At 64.7% G+C, this 18,560-nt stretch carries 19 protein-coding genes; 7 read left to right on the forward strand and 12 right to left on the reverse strand.

Annotated features, from left to right (window positions below; genetic code table 11):
• Window positions 1-255: 255 nt before the first annotated feature.
• Window positions 256-1,392, reverse strand: a complete 1,137-nt coding sequence (locus tag B0919_RS19755; RefSeq protein WP_078014014.1) for a glycosyltransferase family 4 protein — start codon at window positions 1,390-1,392, stop codon at window positions 256-258.
• Between the two features lie 150 nt (window positions 1,393-1,542).
• Complete coding sequence (locus B0919_RS19760; RefSeq protein ID WP_078014015.1) at window positions 1,543-2,919, reverse strand: oligosaccharide flippase family protein; 1,377 nt, start codon at window positions 2,917-2,919, stop codon at window positions 1,543-1,545.
• A gap of 185 nt (window positions 2,920-3,104) precedes the next feature.
• Between B0919_RS19760 and B0919_RS19765 the strand changes: the two genes are divergently transcribed.
• The 3 genes from B0919_RS19765 to B0919_RS19775 are packed head-to-tail and all read left to right on the forward strand — an operon-like array spanning window position 3,105 to window position 6,202.
• The gene (locus B0919_RS19765) at window positions 3,105-4,193 is read left to right on the forward strand and encodes a hypothetical protein (protein ID WP_078014016.1); all 1,089 of its coding nucleotides are present in this window, start codon (window positions 3,105-3,107) and stop codon (window positions 4,191-4,193) included.
• Window positions 4,190-5,671, forward strand: coding sequence for an O-antigen ligase family protein (locus B0919_RS19770; RefSeq protein WP_078014017.1), 1,482 nt, complete (start codon window positions 4,190-4,192; stop codon window positions 5,669-5,671). Before B0919_RS19765 ends, B0919_RS19770 begins: the two co-directional genes overlap by 4 nt.
• A gap of 33 nt (window positions 5,672-5,704) precedes the next feature.
• Window positions 5,705-6,202 (forward strand): hypothetical protein, encoded by a 498-nt coding sequence (locus B0919_RS19775; RefSeq protein ID WP_078014018.1) that lies wholly within the window; start codon window positions 5,705-5,707, stop codon window positions 6,200-6,202.
• A gap of 6 nt (window positions 6,203-6,208) precedes the next feature.
• Here the strand turns inward: B0919_RS19775 and B0919_RS19780 are convergent, their stop codons facing one another.
• From B0919_RS19780 to B0919_RS19810, 7 genes are all read right to left on the reverse strand, one after another.
• Entirely contained in the window at window positions 6,209-6,793 is a 585-nt protein-coding gene (locus B0919_RS19780; protein WP_078014019.1) for a hypothetical protein, read from the reverse strand.
• Complete coding sequence (locus tag B0919_RS19785; RefSeq protein ID WP_139362271.1) at window positions 6,790-8,058, reverse strand: PP2C family protein-serine/threonine phosphatase; 1,269 nt, start codon at window positions 8,056-8,058, stop codon at window positions 6,790-6,792. Before B0919_RS19785 ends, B0919_RS19780 begins: the two co-directional genes overlap by 4 nt.
• Before the next feature lie 111 nt (window positions 8,059-8,169).
• A complete protein-coding gene (locus tag B0919_RS19790) occupies window positions 8,170-9,351 on the reverse strand; it encodes an ABC transporter permease (protein ID WP_078014020.1) in 1,182 nt (393 codons plus the stop codon).
• The gene (locus B0919_RS19795) at window positions 9,351-9,608 is read right to left on the reverse strand and encodes a MarR family transcriptional regulator (protein WP_078014021.1); all 258 of its coding nucleotides are present in this window, start codon (window positions 9,606-9,608) and stop codon (window positions 9,351-9,353) included. Before B0919_RS19795 ends, B0919_RS19790 begins: the two co-directional genes overlap by 1 nt.
• Before the next feature lie 81 nt (window positions 9,609-9,689).
• Entirely contained in the window at window positions 9,690-10,247 is a 558-nt protein-coding gene (locus B0919_RS19800; protein ID WP_078014075.1) for a c-type cytochrome, read from the reverse strand.
• Between the two features lie 69 nt (window positions 10,248-10,316).
• Complete coding sequence (locus B0919_RS19805; RefSeq protein ID WP_176133145.1) at window positions 10,317-11,339, reverse strand: glycosyltransferase; 1,023 nt, start codon at window positions 11,337-11,339, stop codon at window positions 10,317-10,319.
• A 152-nt stretch (window positions 11,340-11,491) separates the two neighbouring features.
• Window positions 11,492-12,445: a lysylphosphatidylglycerol synthase domain-containing protein gene (locus B0919_RS19810; RefSeq protein ID WP_176133146.1), complete on the reverse strand. Its 954-nt coding sequence runs from the start codon at window positions 12,443-12,445 to the stop codon at window positions 11,492-11,494.
• A 72-nt stretch (window positions 12,446-12,517) separates the two neighbouring features.
• Here B0919_RS19810 and ruvC point away from each other — a divergent pair, with 72 nt between their 5' ends.
• Window positions 12,518-13,153: a crossover junction endodeoxyribonuclease RuvC gene (ruvC, locus tag B0919_RS19815; protein ID WP_078014076.1), complete on the forward strand. Its 636-nt coding sequence runs from the start codon at window positions 12,518-12,520 to the stop codon at window positions 13,151-13,153.
• A gap of 17 nt (window positions 13,154-13,170) precedes the next feature.
• Here ruvC and B0919_RS19820 read toward each other — a convergent pair whose 3' ends face one another.
• The 3 genes from B0919_RS19820 to B0919_RS19830 form a co-directional block, all read right to left on the reverse strand.
• Window positions 13,171-13,584: a DUF5071 domain-containing protein gene (locus B0919_RS19820; protein WP_078014024.1), complete on the reverse strand. Its 414-nt coding sequence runs from the start codon at window positions 13,582-13,584 to the stop codon at window positions 13,171-13,173.
• A 9-nt stretch (window positions 13,585-13,593) separates the two neighbouring features.
• Window positions 13,594-13,914 carry a hypothetical protein gene (locus B0919_RS19825; protein ID WP_139362272.1) on the reverse strand — a complete coding sequence of 107 codons (321 nt, stop codon included), beginning with the start codon at window positions 13,912-13,914 and terminating at the stop codon, window positions 13,594-13,596.
• Window positions 13,915-14,089: 175 nt separating this feature from the next.
• Window positions 14,090-14,899 (reverse strand): PhzF family phenazine biosynthesis protein, encoded by an 810-nt coding sequence (locus tag B0919_RS19830; RefSeq protein WP_078014026.1) that lies wholly within the window; start codon window positions 14,897-14,899, stop codon window positions 14,090-14,092.
• Between the two features lie 232 nt (window positions 14,900-15,131).
• Between B0919_RS19830 and B0919_RS19835 the strand changes: the two genes are divergently transcribed.
• From B0919_RS19835 to B0919_RS19845, 3 genes are read left to right on the forward strand one after another with little or no spacing between them, the layout of a single operon-like run.
• Window positions 15,132-15,671, forward strand: a complete 540-nt coding sequence (locus B0919_RS19835) for an RNA polymerase sigma factor (protein WP_078014027.1) — start codon at window positions 15,132-15,134, stop codon at window positions 15,669-15,671.
• 5 nt (window positions 15,672-15,676) lie between these two features.
• The gene (locus tag B0919_RS19840) at window positions 15,677-17,341 is read left to right on the forward strand and encodes an outer membrane beta-barrel protein (RefSeq protein ID WP_078014028.1); all 1,665 of its coding nucleotides are present in this window, start codon (window positions 15,677-15,679) and stop codon (window positions 17,339-17,341) included.
• Between the two features lie 15 nt (window positions 17,342-17,356).
• Window positions 17,357-18,307: a hypothetical protein gene (locus B0919_RS19845; protein WP_078014029.1), complete on the forward strand. Its 951-nt coding sequence runs from the start codon at window positions 17,357-17,359 to the stop codon at window positions 18,305-18,307.
• Window positions 18,308-18,560: the final 253 nt, after the last annotated feature.

Consider the following 18,560-nt stretch of genomic DNA (forward strand, 5'->3'; position numbering starts at 1 on the left):
GTTCTTGGCACGTCATGTCGAGCTTGTCGAGACATCTCGCTAGATAGTATCCTTTTCGTCGAATGGATAAGATTACAATCAGGAGTCAGCACGCGAGAGGCCTCGACAAGCTCGACATGACGTTCTGTTTCGTTTTTCAACGAAGCACGCGAGATGGTTCGGCTGCGCTCAGCATGAGGCCCTAATTTTCGCTTTTGAGCAAAATCCAAACACGCTCTTAGGTAATAAACCTGGTTACTAATAAAGTATCCTTGTTTACTTCCCAGCTACTACAGCCTCGATGCTGCCCCACAGCCGCCGGGCGCTTTCGTCCCAGCTAAACCGTTTGACGTTTTGCAGCCCTTGCTCCCGCAGTTGCGCGCGTAGGGCTTCGTCGGCGTCGAGGCGGCTTAGCGCGGCCGTCAGCTCGTCCACCGAAAAGGGGTTGGCTAGCAGCGCACCGCCGGGGCCGGCCACTTCGGGCATGGAGCTCCGATCGGAGGTCAGCACGGGGCAGCCGCTTTGCTGGGCCTCCACGATGGGGATGCCAAAGCCCTCGAAATAAGGCACGTAGGCGCAGGCACGGGCCGCGCCGTACAGCTGCACCAGCTCTTCATCCGAGACGCGCCCGGTGAGGTGCACCGCCGCCTGGTGCTGCATCTGCTGGTACACGTCGAAGATGGGGCCGGCTTTCCAGGCCTTACGCCCCACGATAAGCAGCTGGGTGTCGGAGCTGGTCTGGGCTTTGAACTGCTCGAAAGCGCGCAGCAGATTTACCAGGTTTTTGCGCGGCTGCAGCGCCCCAACAAAGAGGATGTAGGGCCGGCCGCCGCTGAAGCGCTGCCGCACAGCGGCCTGCTCTGCATCGGGCAAGGGCTGGAAATGGGCGTCGGCGGCGTTGTACACCACATCGATGCGGGCCGGCTCGGTGCCGTAGGTCTGCACGATGTCCTGCCGCGTAGCTTCCGATACGGCCACGAGGCGCCGCGACGCCCGCACGAAGCGCGGGAAGAAAAAGTGGTAGTACTGGCGCACCAGCCAGCTCACGTCCTGCGGAAAATGCTCGAAGGCCAAATCGTGCACCACCGTCAGGCGCGGCACGCTGGTAGTGAGCGTGGTGAAGCCGTCGGTGCTCAGAAACACGGCCGGCCGGTGCCGGCGCAGCCACGCGGCTACCGCGCCCTCAAACCACGCCACAAACAAAAACGGATGGCGGGCCGGCGGCGCCAGCACGTGGGCTACCACGTTGGGCCCGAACACGTAACGCGGGTCGTAGGCCCGATCAAAGAGGAAGTGGAAAGTATGCTCCGGGTGCTGCTGCACCAAGCGGCGCAGCGTCTCGTAGGTGAAGCGCCCAATGCCCTCGAGCTGGTCGCCGGGCAGCAGGAAGCGGGTGTTGACGGCGATATTCAAGGTGCTAATGTGGAAAATGTGCTGATATGCTAATGGTCGGGCGCGGCGTCTTTGGCGGGCTCACTTCAGGAATAAGTATCTAATTAACCCAAGTTGCGGAGCGGGGCCCGAGCTAGAAGCTAAAGCTAGCTCCGCAACTTGGGTTAATTATCAAACCTTTGATTTCAGCGCCGCCCGCAACTCCCCTACCCGCAGCACGCCGCTGCCAAACAGCAACGCCACGAACACCAGCCCAGCCACTACGCTTTCGGCTATCCAGTGCAGGTCCGTGAGCTGCTGCAAGCCGTACCACACCGCGCACAGGCCCATGAAAGTACCGCCCAGGCGCCCCAGCAGCCCCCACGGCACGGGCACGCCAGCCCGCAGTTGCACCAGCGCCACGTACCCCCCCGACACCAGCACGGCGCAGATAAGCGTGTTCAGCGCGCCGGCTACGGCCCCGTAGCGCGGCAGCAGCAGCACATTCAGGCCAATATTGAGGGCAATGCTCAGGGCTACGAGCCAGCTCACGGGCCGCTCGTGCGAGGTGCTGGTGAGCAGGGTGCTGTAGATGGCGAAGAAGGCGTGCACCAGCACGTTCAGAAACAGCAGCTGGGCGCACAGCGTCATGCGGGCCAGCTCGGCCGGGGAGCTGCGGCTGAACTGAAAGAACAGCAGCTCGCCGCGAAACAGCACGAACGCGCAGATAAACAGCAACGGCACCGTGGCCACGCGCTGCCCAAACCACAGCAACTGACGCTGCTCATCGCGGTTGCGCAGGGCGTGAGCAAACTTGGCGAAGAACAGCGGCAGCACCGTCCACAGGTACATCATCACGGCATCCACCCAGCGGTAGGCCCCGGCGTAGTAGCCCGCCTCCCGGGGCGAGGCCAGCCGCTCGATCATCAGCATGTCGATGCGCTCATTCATGCCATAGAGCAGAGTGATGAGGGCAAAAGGCAGGCTGCCGCGCAGCAGCTCGCCGGCCTGGGCGCGGTTGGGGCGCCATGGTACCCGCCCGAAGAGCCTGGCTACCAGCGCGTAGAGCAGCACAAAGGTAAATACCGCCGCCGCCGTGCGCACCGTCACGTAACGGTCCAGGGTGATGCCGATGGGCAGCAGGGCCAGCACCAGGCCAAGCATCAGCGCCTTTTCCAGCACCGAGAGCCAAGCGTCGGTATTGAAGTGCTGGTGGGCCTGCACCGCGCCGCGCAAAAACTGCGCGTACTGCGTCAGCAGCAGCCCGCCACCGATGAGGGCCAGCAGGTACAGCGTGTGGCCGCGGTAGCCGATCAGCCAGCCGCCGGCCACCATGATGCCCAGAAACAGCAACCCCAGTGCCCCGCGCAGCGGCAGCACCGTGGGAAAGTACTCCGGTAGAAAGCCCGGCTCGGCCGCCACGCGCTTGGTGGTGTGCTGGGTGATGCCCAGGTCCGACACCGAGGCCAGCACCAGCGTGAAGTTCAGCAGGGCGGCAAACGTGCCGAACGCAGCGTGGCCGATGCGGTCCTGCACCACGTTTTCGGCCACCACCCAGCCTGGCTTCACGAGCAGGTTGAGCAGAACGGCGAGGCTGATATTTCCGAAAAAGCGTTTGATGGGACCGGCAAAAAGGGTAGGGCCGCAAAGCTACCAAAAAGCCGCGCGTACCCGGTTTTTGTGGTAGCTTTGCCAAGTCCGCCCGTGGCCCTGAGGGCTCGCGGCCCGGCCGTCTTCTTCCCTAGTTGCGCTACATGTCCGCACGCCCGTACTCATTATTGGGCCTTTGGCCGATTGTCAACCGTTGGAAATACCTGGTGCTGGGCGCCGTGACGCTGGCCGCAGTGGTGAGCATCGTGGTGGCGCTGCTGCTGCCGAATATTTTCAAGTCGACGGCCGTTTTCTACCCCACCAACCCCGAATCGACCGATCCGGACCGCTTTGTGACCCCCGAGGGCAACAAGCTGGAGGTGCGCAGCCGCAACGAAGACCTGGACCGCGTCATCACCATCGGCACCTCGCAGCCGGTGGCCGAGCACATCATCCGCAAGTTTCGCCTGCACCAGCACTACCAGTTCGGCACGCCCGGCGACGAAATGGCCGACCAGGCCACGCTGGAGGAATTCAACTCCAACCTGAGCATCGTGCACACCGAGCGCGACGCCATCGAGCTGACTTTTCAGGACCAGGACAAGCACCTGGCCGCCCGCATTGCCAACGAGCTGGTCAGCGTCGTGGACTCCTTTAACCAGCAGCTGACGCTGGAAAACCGCCGCAGCGTACTCGACCTTTACCGCACGCGCTTCACCTTCGTGCAGCGCGAGTACGACCGCACCCGCCTGGCCCTGCTGGCTGGCCGCCGCCACTACGGCATCCACGGCCTGGAAATGGAGTCGCGCTACCTGGCCAAGGAAATCATCGAAACCGAAGCGGCGCTGCGCCGGGCCGAGGGCGAAGGCGACAACGGCAAAGCCGCCGGCCTGCGGCGCGCCCTGCGCGGCCTCACCCGCGCCGACGGCGGCAACGTGGTGAACCTGGAAAGCTACGTGGCCGGCACCGACTCGATGAACACCCTCTACGCCCGCTTCAACGACCTGCAGACGCGCCTGATCAACGCCCGCTCGGCCTACGAAAACGCCGACCTGGCCCTGAAAGGCAAGATTTCGTCCTTGTACGTGGTGCAAAAGGCCTACCCTGCCGCGCGCAAGGCCAAGCCCATCCGCTGGCTGATCGTGGCTTCGTCGGTGTTTATCACGTTCGTGCTGTCGGTTATCGTCATTTCGTTGCTGGAGCTGTACCGGCGCACCACCAGGCCTCAGCCCGAGGCCGTGGCCGTGTCATGAGCGCGCTGTTGAGCCGCCTGCGGCCGCGCGACACTCCCGAGCGGATTTTCGTCGCGTTTGTACTGCTGCTGGTAGGCGGCGGGGCCGTGGGCTTGCTGGCGCAGTCGCCATGGGGCCTGCTGCCCGCCCTGGCCGTGGTGGGCGTGGGCGTGCTGGTGGTGGACTGGCGCTGGGTGTACTACCTGCTGCTTAGCACCTTGGCCTTTTCGCGCGAAGTGGCCCTGCCCGGCGGCCTAAGCCTGGACGTGCCCTCCGAGCCGTTGATGCTGGTGCTGCTGGGCTGCCTCGGCGCAGCCGTGCTGAGCGGCCGCAGCGGGCTTACCCGCCACCAGCTGCTGCACCCTTTCGTAGTCATTCTGACCCTGATGCTGCTCTGGGCCAGCGTGTCCAGCGTGTTTTCCGTCGACACGACCAAGTCCATCAAGTACCTGCTGGCCAAGACCTGGTACCTCGGTCCGTTTCTGCTCGTCACGCTGCTGCTGGTGAAGCGCCCCGCCGATGTATGGCGCATAGCGGCCTGCCACGCGGCTGCGGCGTGCCTCACAGTGTGTTACGCGGCCGCCCGCCACGCCACCCGGGGCTTTAGCTTCGCCGACGTCAACTGGGCCATTCAGCCGTTTTACATCAACCACGTCATCTACGCCACGGTGATGGCCCTGCTGCTGCCCTACGCGTTTTACGCGGCCCAGGCCAGCCGCGGCCTTGGGCGCTGGGCGTGGCGCGTGGCCATGGTGGTGCTCACGTTTGGGTTGCTTCTCTCCTATACCCGCGCCTCCATCCTCTCCATTCCGATAGCGGGTATTTTCTACTGGGTGATGCGCCTGCGCCTCACGCGCTGGGTGCTGCTGGGCGCGTTTCTGGGCGCTTTTAGCGGCGCGCTGTACTTCGTGCAGCAAAACAACTACATGCTCTACGCCCCTGACTTCGAGAAGACCATCTGGAACGGGGAGAACTTCGAAAAGCACCTGGAGGCCACCTACAAGCTGGAGGATCTGTCGGGTATGGAGCGGGTGTACCGCTGGGTAGCCGCCGCCCGCATGCTGGCCGACAAACCCGTGACGGGCAGCGGCCCTTCCACCTTCTATCCGGAGTATAAGCGCTACACCGTCAAGAGTTTCCGCACCTACGTATCGGATAATCCGGAGCACTCCACCACCCACAATTATTTCCTGCTGCAGCTGGCCGAGCAGGGCGTGCCGGGTTTTGCCTTGTTTGCGCTGTTGGTCTGCGTGACCCTGCTGGTGGCCGAGCGGCTCTACCACCGGTCCGCGGCCCAGCCCCGTATTCGCCGGGTGGTGCTGGCCGTCACGCTGTCGTTGGTGGTCATCATCTTTCACCTGACGCTGAACGAGCTCATCGAAGTCGACAAAATCGGCTCGTTCTTCTTCATTGGGCTGGCAGTGCTGATCCGGTGCAAGGACTGGCTCGACGAAGCTGCTCCCGCTCCGCAGGCCGGGGTGCCTTTGGTGGCGGCTTAAAGGCCGCCTTGCCAATCTCAAGCTGGTATGCTTATGGCCCGCCTACTCGAGCTTTCCAAGCGCCTGTTGAAAGCCTTCGGGTGCCTGCTGGCTATACCGTTGATTTTGCTCCTGCTAGTGGTACTGTTCGGGCTAGGCCAGGCCGCGGTAGATGCCGTGCAAGCCCGTGTAACGGCCGGCACGCGCGTGACCATCAGCTGGCCTTCGCAGTGGGGCTGCGACGAATTCTACGAGGCGTACCAGATGCACCGTATCGAGCACCCTAACGCGCTGGCGCGTTGGCTGTTCAAGGGCGAAACACTGCTGGTGCCCTACCCTGTCGGCCGCTACAACGACACCGTGGCCTTTCACCGCTACTACTCACGCCTGGGCCTCCCGGCGGAGGATACCATTGTGGTGCGCGGCCACTTCGGCGACGACGTGAACGTGGGTGAGCGAGGCTTGATGTACTCCTGCGAGGCTATTCCCTATTTCCAAGTAGACGCCATCTACACCCAGCGCGGTAAGCTGCTGCGCCGTTTCCGTCAGTAGTTGCTGCTAGTGCTGCGTTGGTAGTTGCCGTGGCAGACCAGTAGCATCGGGTTTCCAGCCCAGGGTAGTCCGGGCTTCCTGCCGCACGCGCGTTTCCATAACCTGCTCGTTGAGCATATCGAGGCTGGCCATGTGCACCGCGGAGCCTTTGGGATACAGAGGCTCGAGGAGCACGTACGTGCGCCGGCCCAGCCAATAGTAGCTGCCCGCCCCATCCCCGGCGCGCGGCGGACCAAACTGCTTTGTGAGAGCCGCCAGGAGCAGTTCGGGGCTGATGCGGCGGTCGTAGTCGCAGGTGATGCCGATAAAGCGGCCGTTGCGCACCCAGTACGTGGGCCGCGTAGGGGCGCCGGCTATCAGCGTGTCTTGGCCCTGTTGGTAGAGCTTGGTGGTTTTCCAGCGCTTGCCCACCCCCGAGCCGGTGGGCCGTAGCCCCCGGTTCGGCGCTGGTTCCGTACCGAAGCGGATGCCTCCTACCTGATAAGCGCTGTCGAAAGCCGCCATGCCGGGCATGGGCCCGCCAGGCTCCTGCGCCTGGCCAGATAGCGCACAGCCCAGCAAGCCACAGGCCAGCACCACGCGTTTTTTCACCGGAAGCGGCAGGTCAGGATGGTGATGTCGTCGGCGTAGTGCGTGCCTTTGACGTTGAAGGCCGTGATGCGGCGCAGCAACTCCTCGTGCAGCTTGGGCAGCGGCAGATAGCGCTGTTCCTGCATCGTGCGCAGCACGCCTTCCTCGCCAAACTCGTCGCCGGCTTCGTTGAACACTTCCGTCAGGCCGTCAGTGTAGTTGAGCAGCAGGCTGTGGGCGGGCACTTCCAGGCGGCCCACTTTCAGCATGGGCAGATCTTCCATCACGCCGAGCATGATGGTACCCGTTTTGAGGGCCTGCACCGGGCCCTGCCCCACGTCAGGAAGCAGCAGCGGGTCGTTGTGGCCGGCGTTGACGTACTCCAGCTGCCGGGTGCTGCGGTCGTACACGCCGAAGAAAGCCGTGATAAACCGGTCGCCGCCGGAGTTGCGGAAGATGAGGTTGTTCAGCTCGCTTACCACCGTGGCCAAGTTGGCCTGTTGGCGCAGCAGCGTGCGCAGCCCGGCCTGGAAGTTCGACATGAGCAGCGAGGCGCCCACGCCCTTGCCCGATACGTCGGCCACGCAGAACAGGAAGCGTTCCTTATCGATGGCCACCACGTCGTAGAAGTCGCCGCCGACGGCCGTGTGCGGCACGTAGGTGGCGTGCACGGCCACGTGCGCGTCGTTGGGCAGCTTGTTGGGGAAGAGCATGGCCTGCACTTCCTGGGCAATTTCAATCTCCTTGCGCACGGCGGCGGCCTGCACCTGCTGGCGCACCAGCCGCCGCGACGACACCGCGCCGAGCAGAATCTGGCTCAGCGACTCGATGAACGTGACGGCTTCGCGGCGGGCCTCCATGGTGCCGGTGTAGTTCTGGTGCGGCAACCCGATGAACACGAGGCCGAGCAGCTGGTCGCTCTGGCGCACGGGCAGCACCGAGGCAAAGTGCTGCCAGGGGCTGCCCAGCTCCAGGTCGGCCACGTCGACGGGGTGCTCCGGGGGGAAGCGTTGCAGTTGCTCGGGCAGGGTGATGCCGCGGAAATCGGGCATGCCGGGCCCGAAAGCTACTGGGCAGCGCCATTGGCCGTCTTCGGCCACGTACACGGCCAGCTGCCGCACGCCGAGCTGCCCGAGCAGGGTAAACTGGAAAATCTTGTAGAGGTTCTCGTCACTGGGCTCGCCGTTGATGGACTGGGTAATTTCCAGCAAGGCGGCAAGCTCCCGCTCCTTCAGCTTCAGCAGAAGGTGCTCCTCTTGGGTGAGCGGGGGCAGCGAATGGGCCATAGGGGCAGGGTCTGAGTTAGCGAGGGCAGAAGTTTAAGAGTTATTGAAAAGGAGGTTTCTGAGGCAGAACGTAACTCATAAACTCCTCCCTCACTAACTCCTCAACTGACCTCACTGAAGGGGCGTTTTAGGGTCGTAAGCGTCGCGCAGGCCGTTGCCGAGCAGGTTAAAGCTAAGCACCAGCAGGCTAATAGCCGCGCCCGGCAGCAGCGTAAGCCACAAACCGGCCTGGGTGCCCAGAAGTTGGAACCCTTCGTTCACCATCAGGCCCCACGAGGGAGCCGGCGGCTGCACGCCCAGCCCGAGGAAGCTCAGGCCGGCTTCGAGCAGGATGGCGGCGGCGAAGTTGCTGGTGGCAATGACAATGAGCGGACCGAGCAGATTGGGGAGCAGGTGGCGCACCAGCAAGCGGCTCGTCGGTAAGCCCAATACGCGGCCGGCCTCCACGAAGGTTTTCTCCCGCAGGCTCAGCAGTTGCCCGCGCACCACCCGCGCTACGTCGACCCACATAGTCAGGCCCACGGCTACGAAGCTGGTCCACACGCCTTTGGAGCCGAATGCCAGCGAAATAGCAATGACCAGCATAATGCCCGGAATACTCCATACTACCGTCATCACGCCCAGCAGCAGGGAGTCGAGCCAGCCACCGGCGTAGCCCGCTATAGCCCCCACGGCCACGCCGATGGCCAGCGAGATGAGCACCGCGACCAGGCCAATGCCGAGGGAAATGCGGGTGCCCAGCAGCAGACGGCTCAGCTCGTCGCGGCCGGCTTTGTCGGTGCCCAGCCAGTAGGTGCGCTGCACGAGGTGGTTTTGCTCGATTTCGGCGCGCAGCGCGGCGGCCGGGCCGGCGTGCCCCGTTACCTGCGACAATGCGTAGCGCCGCTCGGCCTCGGGCAGGGCGCCGGGGGCCTGAAAGGGCTGCGCCACGAGCGTATCCCCCACCACGTGCCAGCCCCCGATGGGCACTTCGGCAAACTGCGCCGGGCTACCGCCCAACCAGCGGCGGCCCAGGTTGCCGGCTTCTTCGCCCGCCGAGTCGGGCATAGCGAGGCGCAGAATGGTGGCCCGAAAGCCCGGCGGCTGCTTCTGCAACTGCACCAGGCTGTTGTTGGCATCGGGGGTGCTGTCGGGCAGCACGAGGTAGCCCAGAATGGCTACCAGGGCGCACAGGGCAATAAACAGCGCCCCGGCCATGGCGGGCTGGTTGCGCAGCAGCCGCCGGCGCACGTAGTAGCCGGGGGTGCGCACGGGCGCCGCAGTGGGTGCGGCCGCAACGGTGGGCGCGGCCATTAGCGCGTGTTGTGTTGCAACAGGCCTTCCTTCGTGGCCAGGAAAAAGCAGTCCTGGCGCAGGGCGCCGAACGAGGTGGGCTCGTAAGCCAGCTCCGTGTCGGGGTCGGGCCAGAAGCAGCGCACGAGGCCCTGCTCCAGCAGGCCGCGCAGCTGTTGCTCCAGCTCGGGGGCCGTCAGGCCGGTGCGCTGCTGCAGGTCGGGGAAGGAAGTGACGAAGTACAGTTCGTCGAGGATATCGAATTCGGCGTCGGTCACGGCGGAAGGCTCAGCGGATGATGGGCAAAGGTATCATCGGCGGGGCAGGAATGCGAAGCCCTTTACCATCCCCCGGCGGGTTTAATCCGCAGCGGCTACGGCCGGCGCGTACATAGCTGGTCCGTCAGGACGCCCTTCCTGCGCGCGGACGTATTGGACGATGCTCTCAATTTCCTGGTCGCTGAGCGCGAAGCTGGGCATCTGCTGCTTCTGATACTGGTTGAAGAGCTTCACCGCGTACTCGTCGCCGCTGGCTACCACTTTGCTGGAGTTCTTCACCCACTTGATAATCCACGGCAGCGGGCGGCGCTTCTCAAGGCCCGCCAAGGCCGGCCCTATCACTACGTCGTTGACGGCGTGGCACTGGGCGCAGTTGCTTTTGAACAGGGCGTCGCCGGCCGCAACGGCTTCCGCATCGGCGGGCGTCAGGTTCAGAGAAGCCAGGTGCAACGAATCGGCTTGCGGCGAGTGGGCCAGCTGGGTCGAATCGAGCAACTGTTCACTCGGGACGGGCTCTTGTTCAGCGGCTACTACTGGCCCCGACTCAAGGCCGGTAGCCGTCAGGAACAAGACGACAAGGCTGCAGACGAGCAGGGCAACAGCAGCTGGAAATACCAGCGTCAGGGCATTACGGGACATGGCGAAGCGGGATTGAATGGCACTAATGAAATCGGCCAAAAAGTACCCCTCGCGCCGTTATGAGCCAAGCTAATTCTGCGGTTTTTGCACTACTTGGCGGTCCTTCCAGCGGTAACTGCCGCGCAGGCCCAGCAGCCCCACTGCCAGGGCGTACGGCGGGTACACCAGTTGTAGCAGCGGCACCCACATCAGCCACCGGCGGCGCCGAAAAAACCGTAGTACCGGCGCCAGAAACAGCACATCGGCGCCGAGCTTCAGCGCCCACCCAGCCGCAGCCCACGGCCACAGGACCGGCTGCCAAAGAAGTATCAGCATCAGTAACCACAAGGCCACGTTGGCACCGAGTACCACCAGGGCCAGGCGGCGCGAAGCCGGGCTTTGGTAGTGTCGCCACTTGCTGGCCCAGCGCACCCGCTGCTGCAGCAAAGCCCCAAGGGTAGGCTGCGCAGCTGTTTGCACCACGGCGGCGGCTTCGCACAGAAACCGGATGCCGCCGGGGTGCCGCGCCGCTATTTTGTGGAGCAGAAACTCGTCGTCGCCGCTGGGTACGTGCGCATTGCCCTGGAAACCACCCACGGCGGCAAAAGTGGCGCGGCGGTAGGCCAGGTTGGCACCGTTGCACATGGTGGGAATCCGCAGCGCAATGCTGGCCGCGCCGGTTCCCACCAGGGCGGCCAACTCCAAACTTTGCAGTTCGGCCAGCAACCCGGTGCCCGTCAGCAGCACCGGCCCGCTGATAAAGTGCACGTCGGGCTGATTCAGATAAGCACTGTAGGCCGCCAGCCAACCTTCGGCCACCCGGCAATCAGCATCGGTGCAGACTACCCACGGCGCCTGCGTAGCGGCCAGGGCGGCCTCGATAGCGGCTTTTTTGCCGGTGCGCTGCCCCGGCAGCTCGACCAACGGCAGCAGACGCAGCGGGTAAGAGCTACTCTGGGCAGCGGTGCGCACCAGCTCGGGCGTAGCATCCGTGGAATGATCATCCACGACGATAACCTCGAACTGCCCACCCGTTTGCAGCCAGCTCTGCCGCTGCAAATCGGCCAGCAGCTGCGGCAGCGTGGCGGCTTCGTTGCGGGCCGCAATCAGCACGGCAACCTGCGGCGCATTGCCCGGCAGCGTTGGCTGACCGGGCCTTCCCGATGCGGCCGGGAGCCGCCGCCAGGCCTGGGCGTAGCGCGTGAATATCACTGCGTAGATCAGCGCCGGTACGCACGCAACGGCCGCCAGCCAGCCAGCTGCACTCATGCGGCCTGTTTGCGCTTACGCCCGCGCCGCAGCACCTTCAGGCGCAGCACGAACAGCAGCCCCGCGGCGCTGGGCAGGGCAATATTGAGCACCCACAAACTCAGGCTGGCCGACAGCACCGGCAGCACCGGCAGCCCCAGCAGCCCGAACAGGTGCGTAGCCGACAGCTCCCGGGCCCCGACATCGGTGAGGGCATTGAGCGAAGGCACCAAGGACTTCAGCAGGAAGGTACCCGCAATGGCGGCCAGCGCGGCCCCCAGCGGCGCGTGGGCACCGTAGGCCCACAGCAGCAGACCAAACTGCGCCGTGAAGACCCCGTAGCGCAGCCCCGAGAGCAGTAGCACCTGCGTCAGCACCGAAGCCGGGTAGTGGGGCAGGTTGGCGGTGTAGCGCTGAAAACGCCGCAACGGCCGCCACTGCAGCACGGCCGCCAGCAGGTAGCGGCTGCGGTAGAGCGGCAGGAGCAGCAATAGGTTGCCGAGCACGGCCGTCAGGCCCAGGCCGGCGGCCACCAGCGGATACTGCGGCCCGAGGTAGCGCGTCACGAAGTACAGCACCCCGGCCGACCCGGCCAGCAGGGTAATAACCAGCTGGCAGTAACGGCCCAAAAATACGGCGCCTAAGGCTTCGGGTCGGCGGTTTTTCAGCTCCAGCAGCCGCCCGGCGTAGTCGCCCACGCGGTTGGGCGTCACGAAGCCGAGCGTGAGGCCGGTGAGCACCGCCCGAAAGCTGCGGCCGAACGACACGGGCTCCAGGTGCCGCGCCAGGCGCCACCACTTGGCCGCTTCCAGAGCCCAGTTTACGGGCACGAGCAGCAGGGCCAGCAAGGCCGGCGTGCGCTCAGCATCGGTGATGAGCCCGCGCCAGGCGGCGGCCGTGGCGGCATCGGCTACTACCGATTGCCAGAGCAAAGCCAGCGTGAGCAGCGTGACAGCCACTTTGCCCAGCACGACCCAGGGGCGCAGGTCGCGCCGCCGAGTTTTTGGGGCGTGCCGGGGTTTCGTTGCGTAACTTTGTGGTAGATGGCCGTTTTCCCCTCCCCCGCTTCCCTGGACCTGCCCAAGATTATCATGGGCGTCGACCCCGGCACCCAGATCATGGGCTACGCCGTTATTGAGGTCACCGGGCAGCGCGTGCAGGTGCTGCGCTACGACGTCATCAATCTCAAGGCGTTTGGGTCCAATCACGCGGTAAAATTAAAGAAGATCTTCGACCGCATGATCGAGCTCATCGAGGAGTTCCTCCCCGACGAGCTGGCCATCGAAGCACCCTTTTACGGGGCCAACGTGCAGAGCATGCTCAAGCTCGGCCGGGCGCAGGGCGTGGCCATTGCCGCCTGCCTTTCGCGCCAGATTCCCTACGTGGAATACGCCCCGACGAAGGTAAAGCAGTCGGTGACGGGCACCGGCGCGGCCTCCAAGGAACAAGTAGCCAGCATGCTGCGCCAGACGCTGAACCTGCCCGCGGAGGACGCCCCCAAGTTTTTCGACGCCACCGATGCCCTGGCCGTGGCCATGTGCCACCACCACCAGAAGGGCAACAACGTGAAAGCCGGCGGCAAGAGCTGGGGCAAGTTCCTGGCCGACAACCCCGATAAGATGGCTGCGCCGGTGGCCGGCAAAAAGGCCGTAGCCGCCCGCAAGAAGCCGGCCGCGTAAGCGGCCTCACGGCTGCTTCAGAACCCTAACTCTTCCAATAAGCTTTGCGCCCGTTGGTCGGCTTCTTCGGCCTGCTCGTTGGGCGTGGGTTGCCGGGCAATGCGGCGCAGCTCCTGCCGTATTTCCTCGTCAATGCTGCTTACGCGGGCCCTGCCGATGACGAGCCCCATGAAAAAGTATTTCCAGAGACCATCGGACCCACGCAGAATGCGAAGAACATCCTCCCTGATAGCAGGCAGGTGCTTTGCCAGCGCCTTCCCTACCCCGTAGGCGACGGGCCAGTTGCCGTCCTGGGTCCAGGATAACAATTCGTCGCGGTTTGCCAGAATCTGTGCTTCCGTGGCGTGGCGCAGGTTTTTCACAGCCTGCTCGTCGCCCTTGTGTTCGGGCACAATGCCCTCCGTATTCTCCTGACTTTGTGCTGACTCCATCGAACAGTGCTATTTAGGCCACGCGTAATTCTTCGACCACTCCTGAAACCCCTCCACCTGCGCCGTGTGCGCCTGCAGCCACCGCTGCACGTCGGGCTGATCGGTGTGGGCCGCGCGGATGAGATAGGTGAAGGCGGGCACGAAATCCTTGCGCTTCATTTCGAGGAAGTAGGGCACGTAATACTCCCACACGAAGCCTTTGTGGCTGCCGCTGCCCTGCTCGGCAAGGCTGCCGATGAGGTCGTTAAACTTTTCGGCCATGCGGGCCGTGGGCGTTTTGTCCTTGTTTTTGTCGTCGTAGTCCAGGGCGGCCATCATCGAGAGCAGCATCTGGGTCTGGGCGAAGTTGTCGGCGCCCTTGCCTTTTTTGGCGTCGTCCAGCGTCTGTCGGCTGATGTTGATGTTTTTCTCGCCGGTTTTTCGGTACCGGCCTGCATGAGCCGGTCCAGGCGCGGCAGGTACTTTTCGGCCCGCGGGCCCTGCGGCTCCAGCACCAGGAAGCGCGTCAGTTCCAGGAGGGCAGCTCTATTTCGCCGCGCAGGTAGGTTACGGCGTAGCCGCTGATGAGCACCCGCTCGCCGTGCAGCTCGCACCACAAGTCGCCGCCGCGGGCCGATACCTGACGGGCATGCAGCTGCGTTTTGCCGAGGCGCGCGGCCCAGTACGGCACCAGTTGCGTGTGGCCCGAGCCGGTAACCGGGTCTTCGGGCACGCCCACGCGGGGCCCGAACCAGCGCGACACAAAATCGACGCCGCCCGCGCCGGGCGCCGTGGCAATGACGCCGCGGTATTCCACCTTGGCCAGGTGCGTCATGCTGGGACGAAGAGCCAGTACTTCGGCTTCGGTATCGAATACGGCCACCAGATCAGGGCCGGCCAGGATGCTCAGGGGCGTAGCGCGCAGGCCGTCGAGCAGGCCGTCGGGGTGCTGGGTGAGCGGCTGCGGCGGCTGGGCCGGAAAGTCGAGGGTGAGCAGGCCACCGGGCTGCTGCCGCACGTGCAGCGGGCCGCTTTGCGAGTGAAATGTGAGCACCTCGACCGTGGCGCCCAGGTGGCGAAACAACACGTGGGCGGTGGCCAGCGTGGCGTGCCCGCACAGGGCCACCTCCACGGCGGGCGTAAACCAGCGCAACTCGTACTCGGCCGCGGTGCCGGCGCGGGGCACGAAGAAGGCGGTTTCGGCAAGATTATTTTCGGCAGCAATGGCCTGCATGGTGTCGGCAGGCAGCCACTCGGCCAGCGGGCACACGGCGGCGGGGTTGCCGGCAAATACTTTATCGGTAAAGGCGTCGACCTGGTAGATGGGTAGCGTCATGGAAAAAGCAGGGTAAACGGCCGGCACCAAAAGCTGGCGCAGCGAAGCTAGGTATTTCGTGATTTTCGCCGCATGTTTCGGGGTCAAAGGTGTGCTCAAGGCCGACCCGCGGACAACTTCACACTATTTTTTATACCCCGCGCAACCCACCCCGGGGCCGCCCGGTCATGGGTGCAGAAGGCTGTTTTATTCCGGAGTGTACGCTTTCCCCTCGCCGTCTAATTAGTACGCTATGCCGCAACTCGACGAGATATTAGCCGGCTGCCGCCGCGGCCAGCCGGCGGCCCAACGCCAACTATACGAGCATCTGTCTTACCGACTGATGGGGGTATGCCTGCGTTATTGCCCGACCCGGGACGAAGCCGAAGACGCGCTGCAGAACGCCTTCGTGAAGATCTTCACCAACCTGCACCAATACGCGGGGCAGGGCCCTTTTGAGGCCTGGGCGCGACGCATTGCCGTGACCACCGCCATCAACGCCTACCACCAGCGCCGCCTGCGCGGCCCGCATGTGGACTATGAGGAAGCCACCGAGCAGGCCCATCCCGACGGCACGCCGCTCGACCAGCTTTCGGCCAACGACGTGGTGAGCCTGATGCAGACGCTGCCGCTGGGCTACCGCACCGTGCTGAACCTGTACGCCGTGGAAGGCTACTCCCACGCCGAAATAGCCGACCTGCTGGGCATCTCCGAGGGCACCAGCAAATCCCAGTTGTCCCGCGCCCGCCACCTGCTGGGGGAGCGGTTGATGGCCACTAACAAAATAGCCTAACGACCATGACTGATTTCGACTCCGACGACTTTCTGCGCGAGCTGCACAACAAGCTCCACGACTTTGGCGCGGCACCGCCCGACGACGCCTGGGCCAACATTCAGCGTCAGCTGCCGCAGCAAAAAAAGGACCGTCGCCCGCTTTTTTACCTGAGCGCGGCCGCGGCAGTACTCCTGCTGGGCGTGCTGAGCCTCGGCAGCTGGCTCTACCTGCGCCCGACGTCGCAGCCGGGCGCCGGGCTGGCAGCTCACGGTCTGTCTGGCACCAGCCGCAACGCTGGCGGGGCGTCCGCCGCGGGCCGCGCTGGCTTCGGTAGCTCCGCCGGCACCGGCAGTGCCGCTGGCACCTCAGCGGCTGATGCTGCCAGGCGGAGCGGCGCAACCGCCGCCGGGGGAAGTGACGTCGCTACCAGCACAGCTTCAGCTGCAACTGCTGGTCGCCGCGCTACTACCAAGGAATCAGCTTACGGACGGGCCGAATTCACACGGACCGCAAACGCATCCACGGCGGTTAGCCGCACGGCCGCTGCCAGGTCGGGTTCGTCGGCGGCTCGCCTGCGGCGCCTCGCGGCTCGCTCGGGCCGCTCGCACAACAGCACGGCGGCTATGCACTCGGCAGCGGATGCGGCTTCCCTCTCCGGAGCAGCCCGCGCAAGCGCAGGCTCGTTGTCGAAAGCCACTTCCGCCTCGGCGCGGGCTAAGCGCCGCGCCAGCCGCTCGGCGCTGGCCGCTACAGCTGCGGCCGATGCGGCCGAGTCCCGCTCGGGCCTGCGCCGCAGCCGCCGGCAGATGCTCCGTGGCGCGGTAGCAGCCAGCGCGGCCTCGGCCGACGGCGAAGCAACGGCGGCCTGGAGCCGCACGGGCCGCGCAGCACGCGCCGGCCGCATCAGGCCCTCCGGCGAAGCGCTGGAGCCCGTAGCGCCGGCCGTGGCCCGCCCCGAGCCCGAAGAGCCGGAGGTGCGCCGGTCCAAGCGCAACCGCGCCCCGCGCCCCACGCGGCGGGCCCGCATCCTCAAAAACCTGACGGCTAACGTGCTGGTCGGGTCGGCCCTCTCCTACCGGCAGCTGTCGGGCGGGGGCACGCTGGCGCAGCGGCAGCTGGCCAGCCTGGAACGCCCTGCCCTGGGCTACTCCGCGCATGTGGGGCTGGCCTACGCCCTGAACAAGCGCCTGAAAGTGTCGCTGGGCCTGGGCTACACCGACTACGCCACCCGCTACCTCTACCAGGTGCAGAAAGGCGACGGCGTGGTGAAAGTGGATCAGCGCGACGTGTACCGCTTCATCACCATGCCTGTGCAGGTGCAGTACCAGCTGGCGGCCAATCACCGCTACTCGGTGGGCTGGCTGGCCGGCGCCTCGCTGGGCGCCTACGCCGGGGGCCGTACCACCACGGGCACGGCCTGCAACTGCCTGCAGAGCGACGCCCCGGCATCCGACGAAGGCTACCGCACCTGGGCGGTGGCGGCCACGGCTGGCGGCTACCTGGAGTACTACCTCAACCCGGATGTGCGCCTGCTGCTCCGCCCCACGCTGCAGTACCAGCTCAACTCGCTCACCGACCCGGCTGCCGGGCTGGTGGAGCGCCGCCCCTGGTCGGTAGGGCTGCAGACGGGCCTCTCCTTCAACCTGAAAGACAAGCCGCGCCCAGGCGCGGCCAGTGCCAAACGGTAACGCTCAGCTCCCATCATGAAGAAGTATTTTCTACCTGCTTTACTTGCCGTTAGCCTGCTGGGCTGCAAAGCTGATCTGGTTGTGTGCACGCCCGACGGCGGTGGCACCGTCACGCCTCCGCCCGCCACGCTAACCGCTTTTGCTACCCAATACGGCGCCATCAGCCAGCAATTCAGCCTGACGCCGGGCTCGGGGCAGACCGTCACGACGGCCAAGGGCAACCGGTTTGCCTTTACCCCGAGCAACTTCGTGCGCTCCGACAACCGCCCCTTGTCGACCAGCCCGATTAAAATGGCCGTCCGCGAAATCATGGGCAAGGGCGACATGGTGCTGAGCGCCATGCCCACCGTCGACACCAACGGGCAACTGCTCGAATCGGCGGGTGAGTTTCAGCTGCTGGCCACGCAGGACAACGTGCCGCTGCGCATCAACGACACCACCCGCGTGACGTTTTCAACGGTGCCGCCGGCCATGCTCAACAGCGCGCAGGGCATGCAGCTATTCGTGGGGGGCGGCAGCGGCACGGCCTGCTTTGGCTGGGTACCGGTGCCTTCCTCCACCCTCAGCTCCAACGGCCAGCAAGGGTTTGCGGGCTCCGTGCCCGGCACCCTGCTAAACTCGGGCGAGGGCTGGATCAACTGCGACCGGTTTGCCACCATTCAAACGGCCACGCCACTGGCGGTGACGGTGGCGGGCAGCAACGTGACCATCGACAACACGGGGGTTTTTATCGTGTTCGAGGACCTGAACGCGGTGATGAAAGTCTGCGGCGTCAATGGCAGCAGCACGTTCACGGCCGCCCGGGTCCCGGTGGGCGCGCGCGTCAAAGTGCTGACGCTGCGCACCGACAACGGCCGCCTGTACTACGGCAAGCAGAGCCTGACCATTGCTCAGAACCAAACTCTTACGCTTACCCCGACGGAGGCCAACGAGGCCGATATCGTAGCCGACATCCGTGGTTTATAGCTATTCCGCTTATCGTACAGCATTAGCAGTACCGGCCAGCTCCACCTCGGGGCTGGCCGGTTCTTTTTTGTCTAAGAGCGTATTTGGATTTTGCTGAAACTACCTCCAGAACGTCATGCTTCGGCAAGCTCAGCATGACCTAAACTAAAAATTCTCAACACGCTCTAAGCGCCTATTCGACATGTGCAGAACGTCATGTCGAGCTTATCGAGACATCTCGCTCGGGGGCTCTGCTGTTCGTTGAACGGGTTGA

Source organism: Hymenobacter sp. CRA2, from assembly GCF_002007105.1.
Classification (GTDB): domain Bacteria; phylum Bacteroidota; class Bacteroidia; order Cytophagales; family Hymenobacteraceae; genus Solirubrum.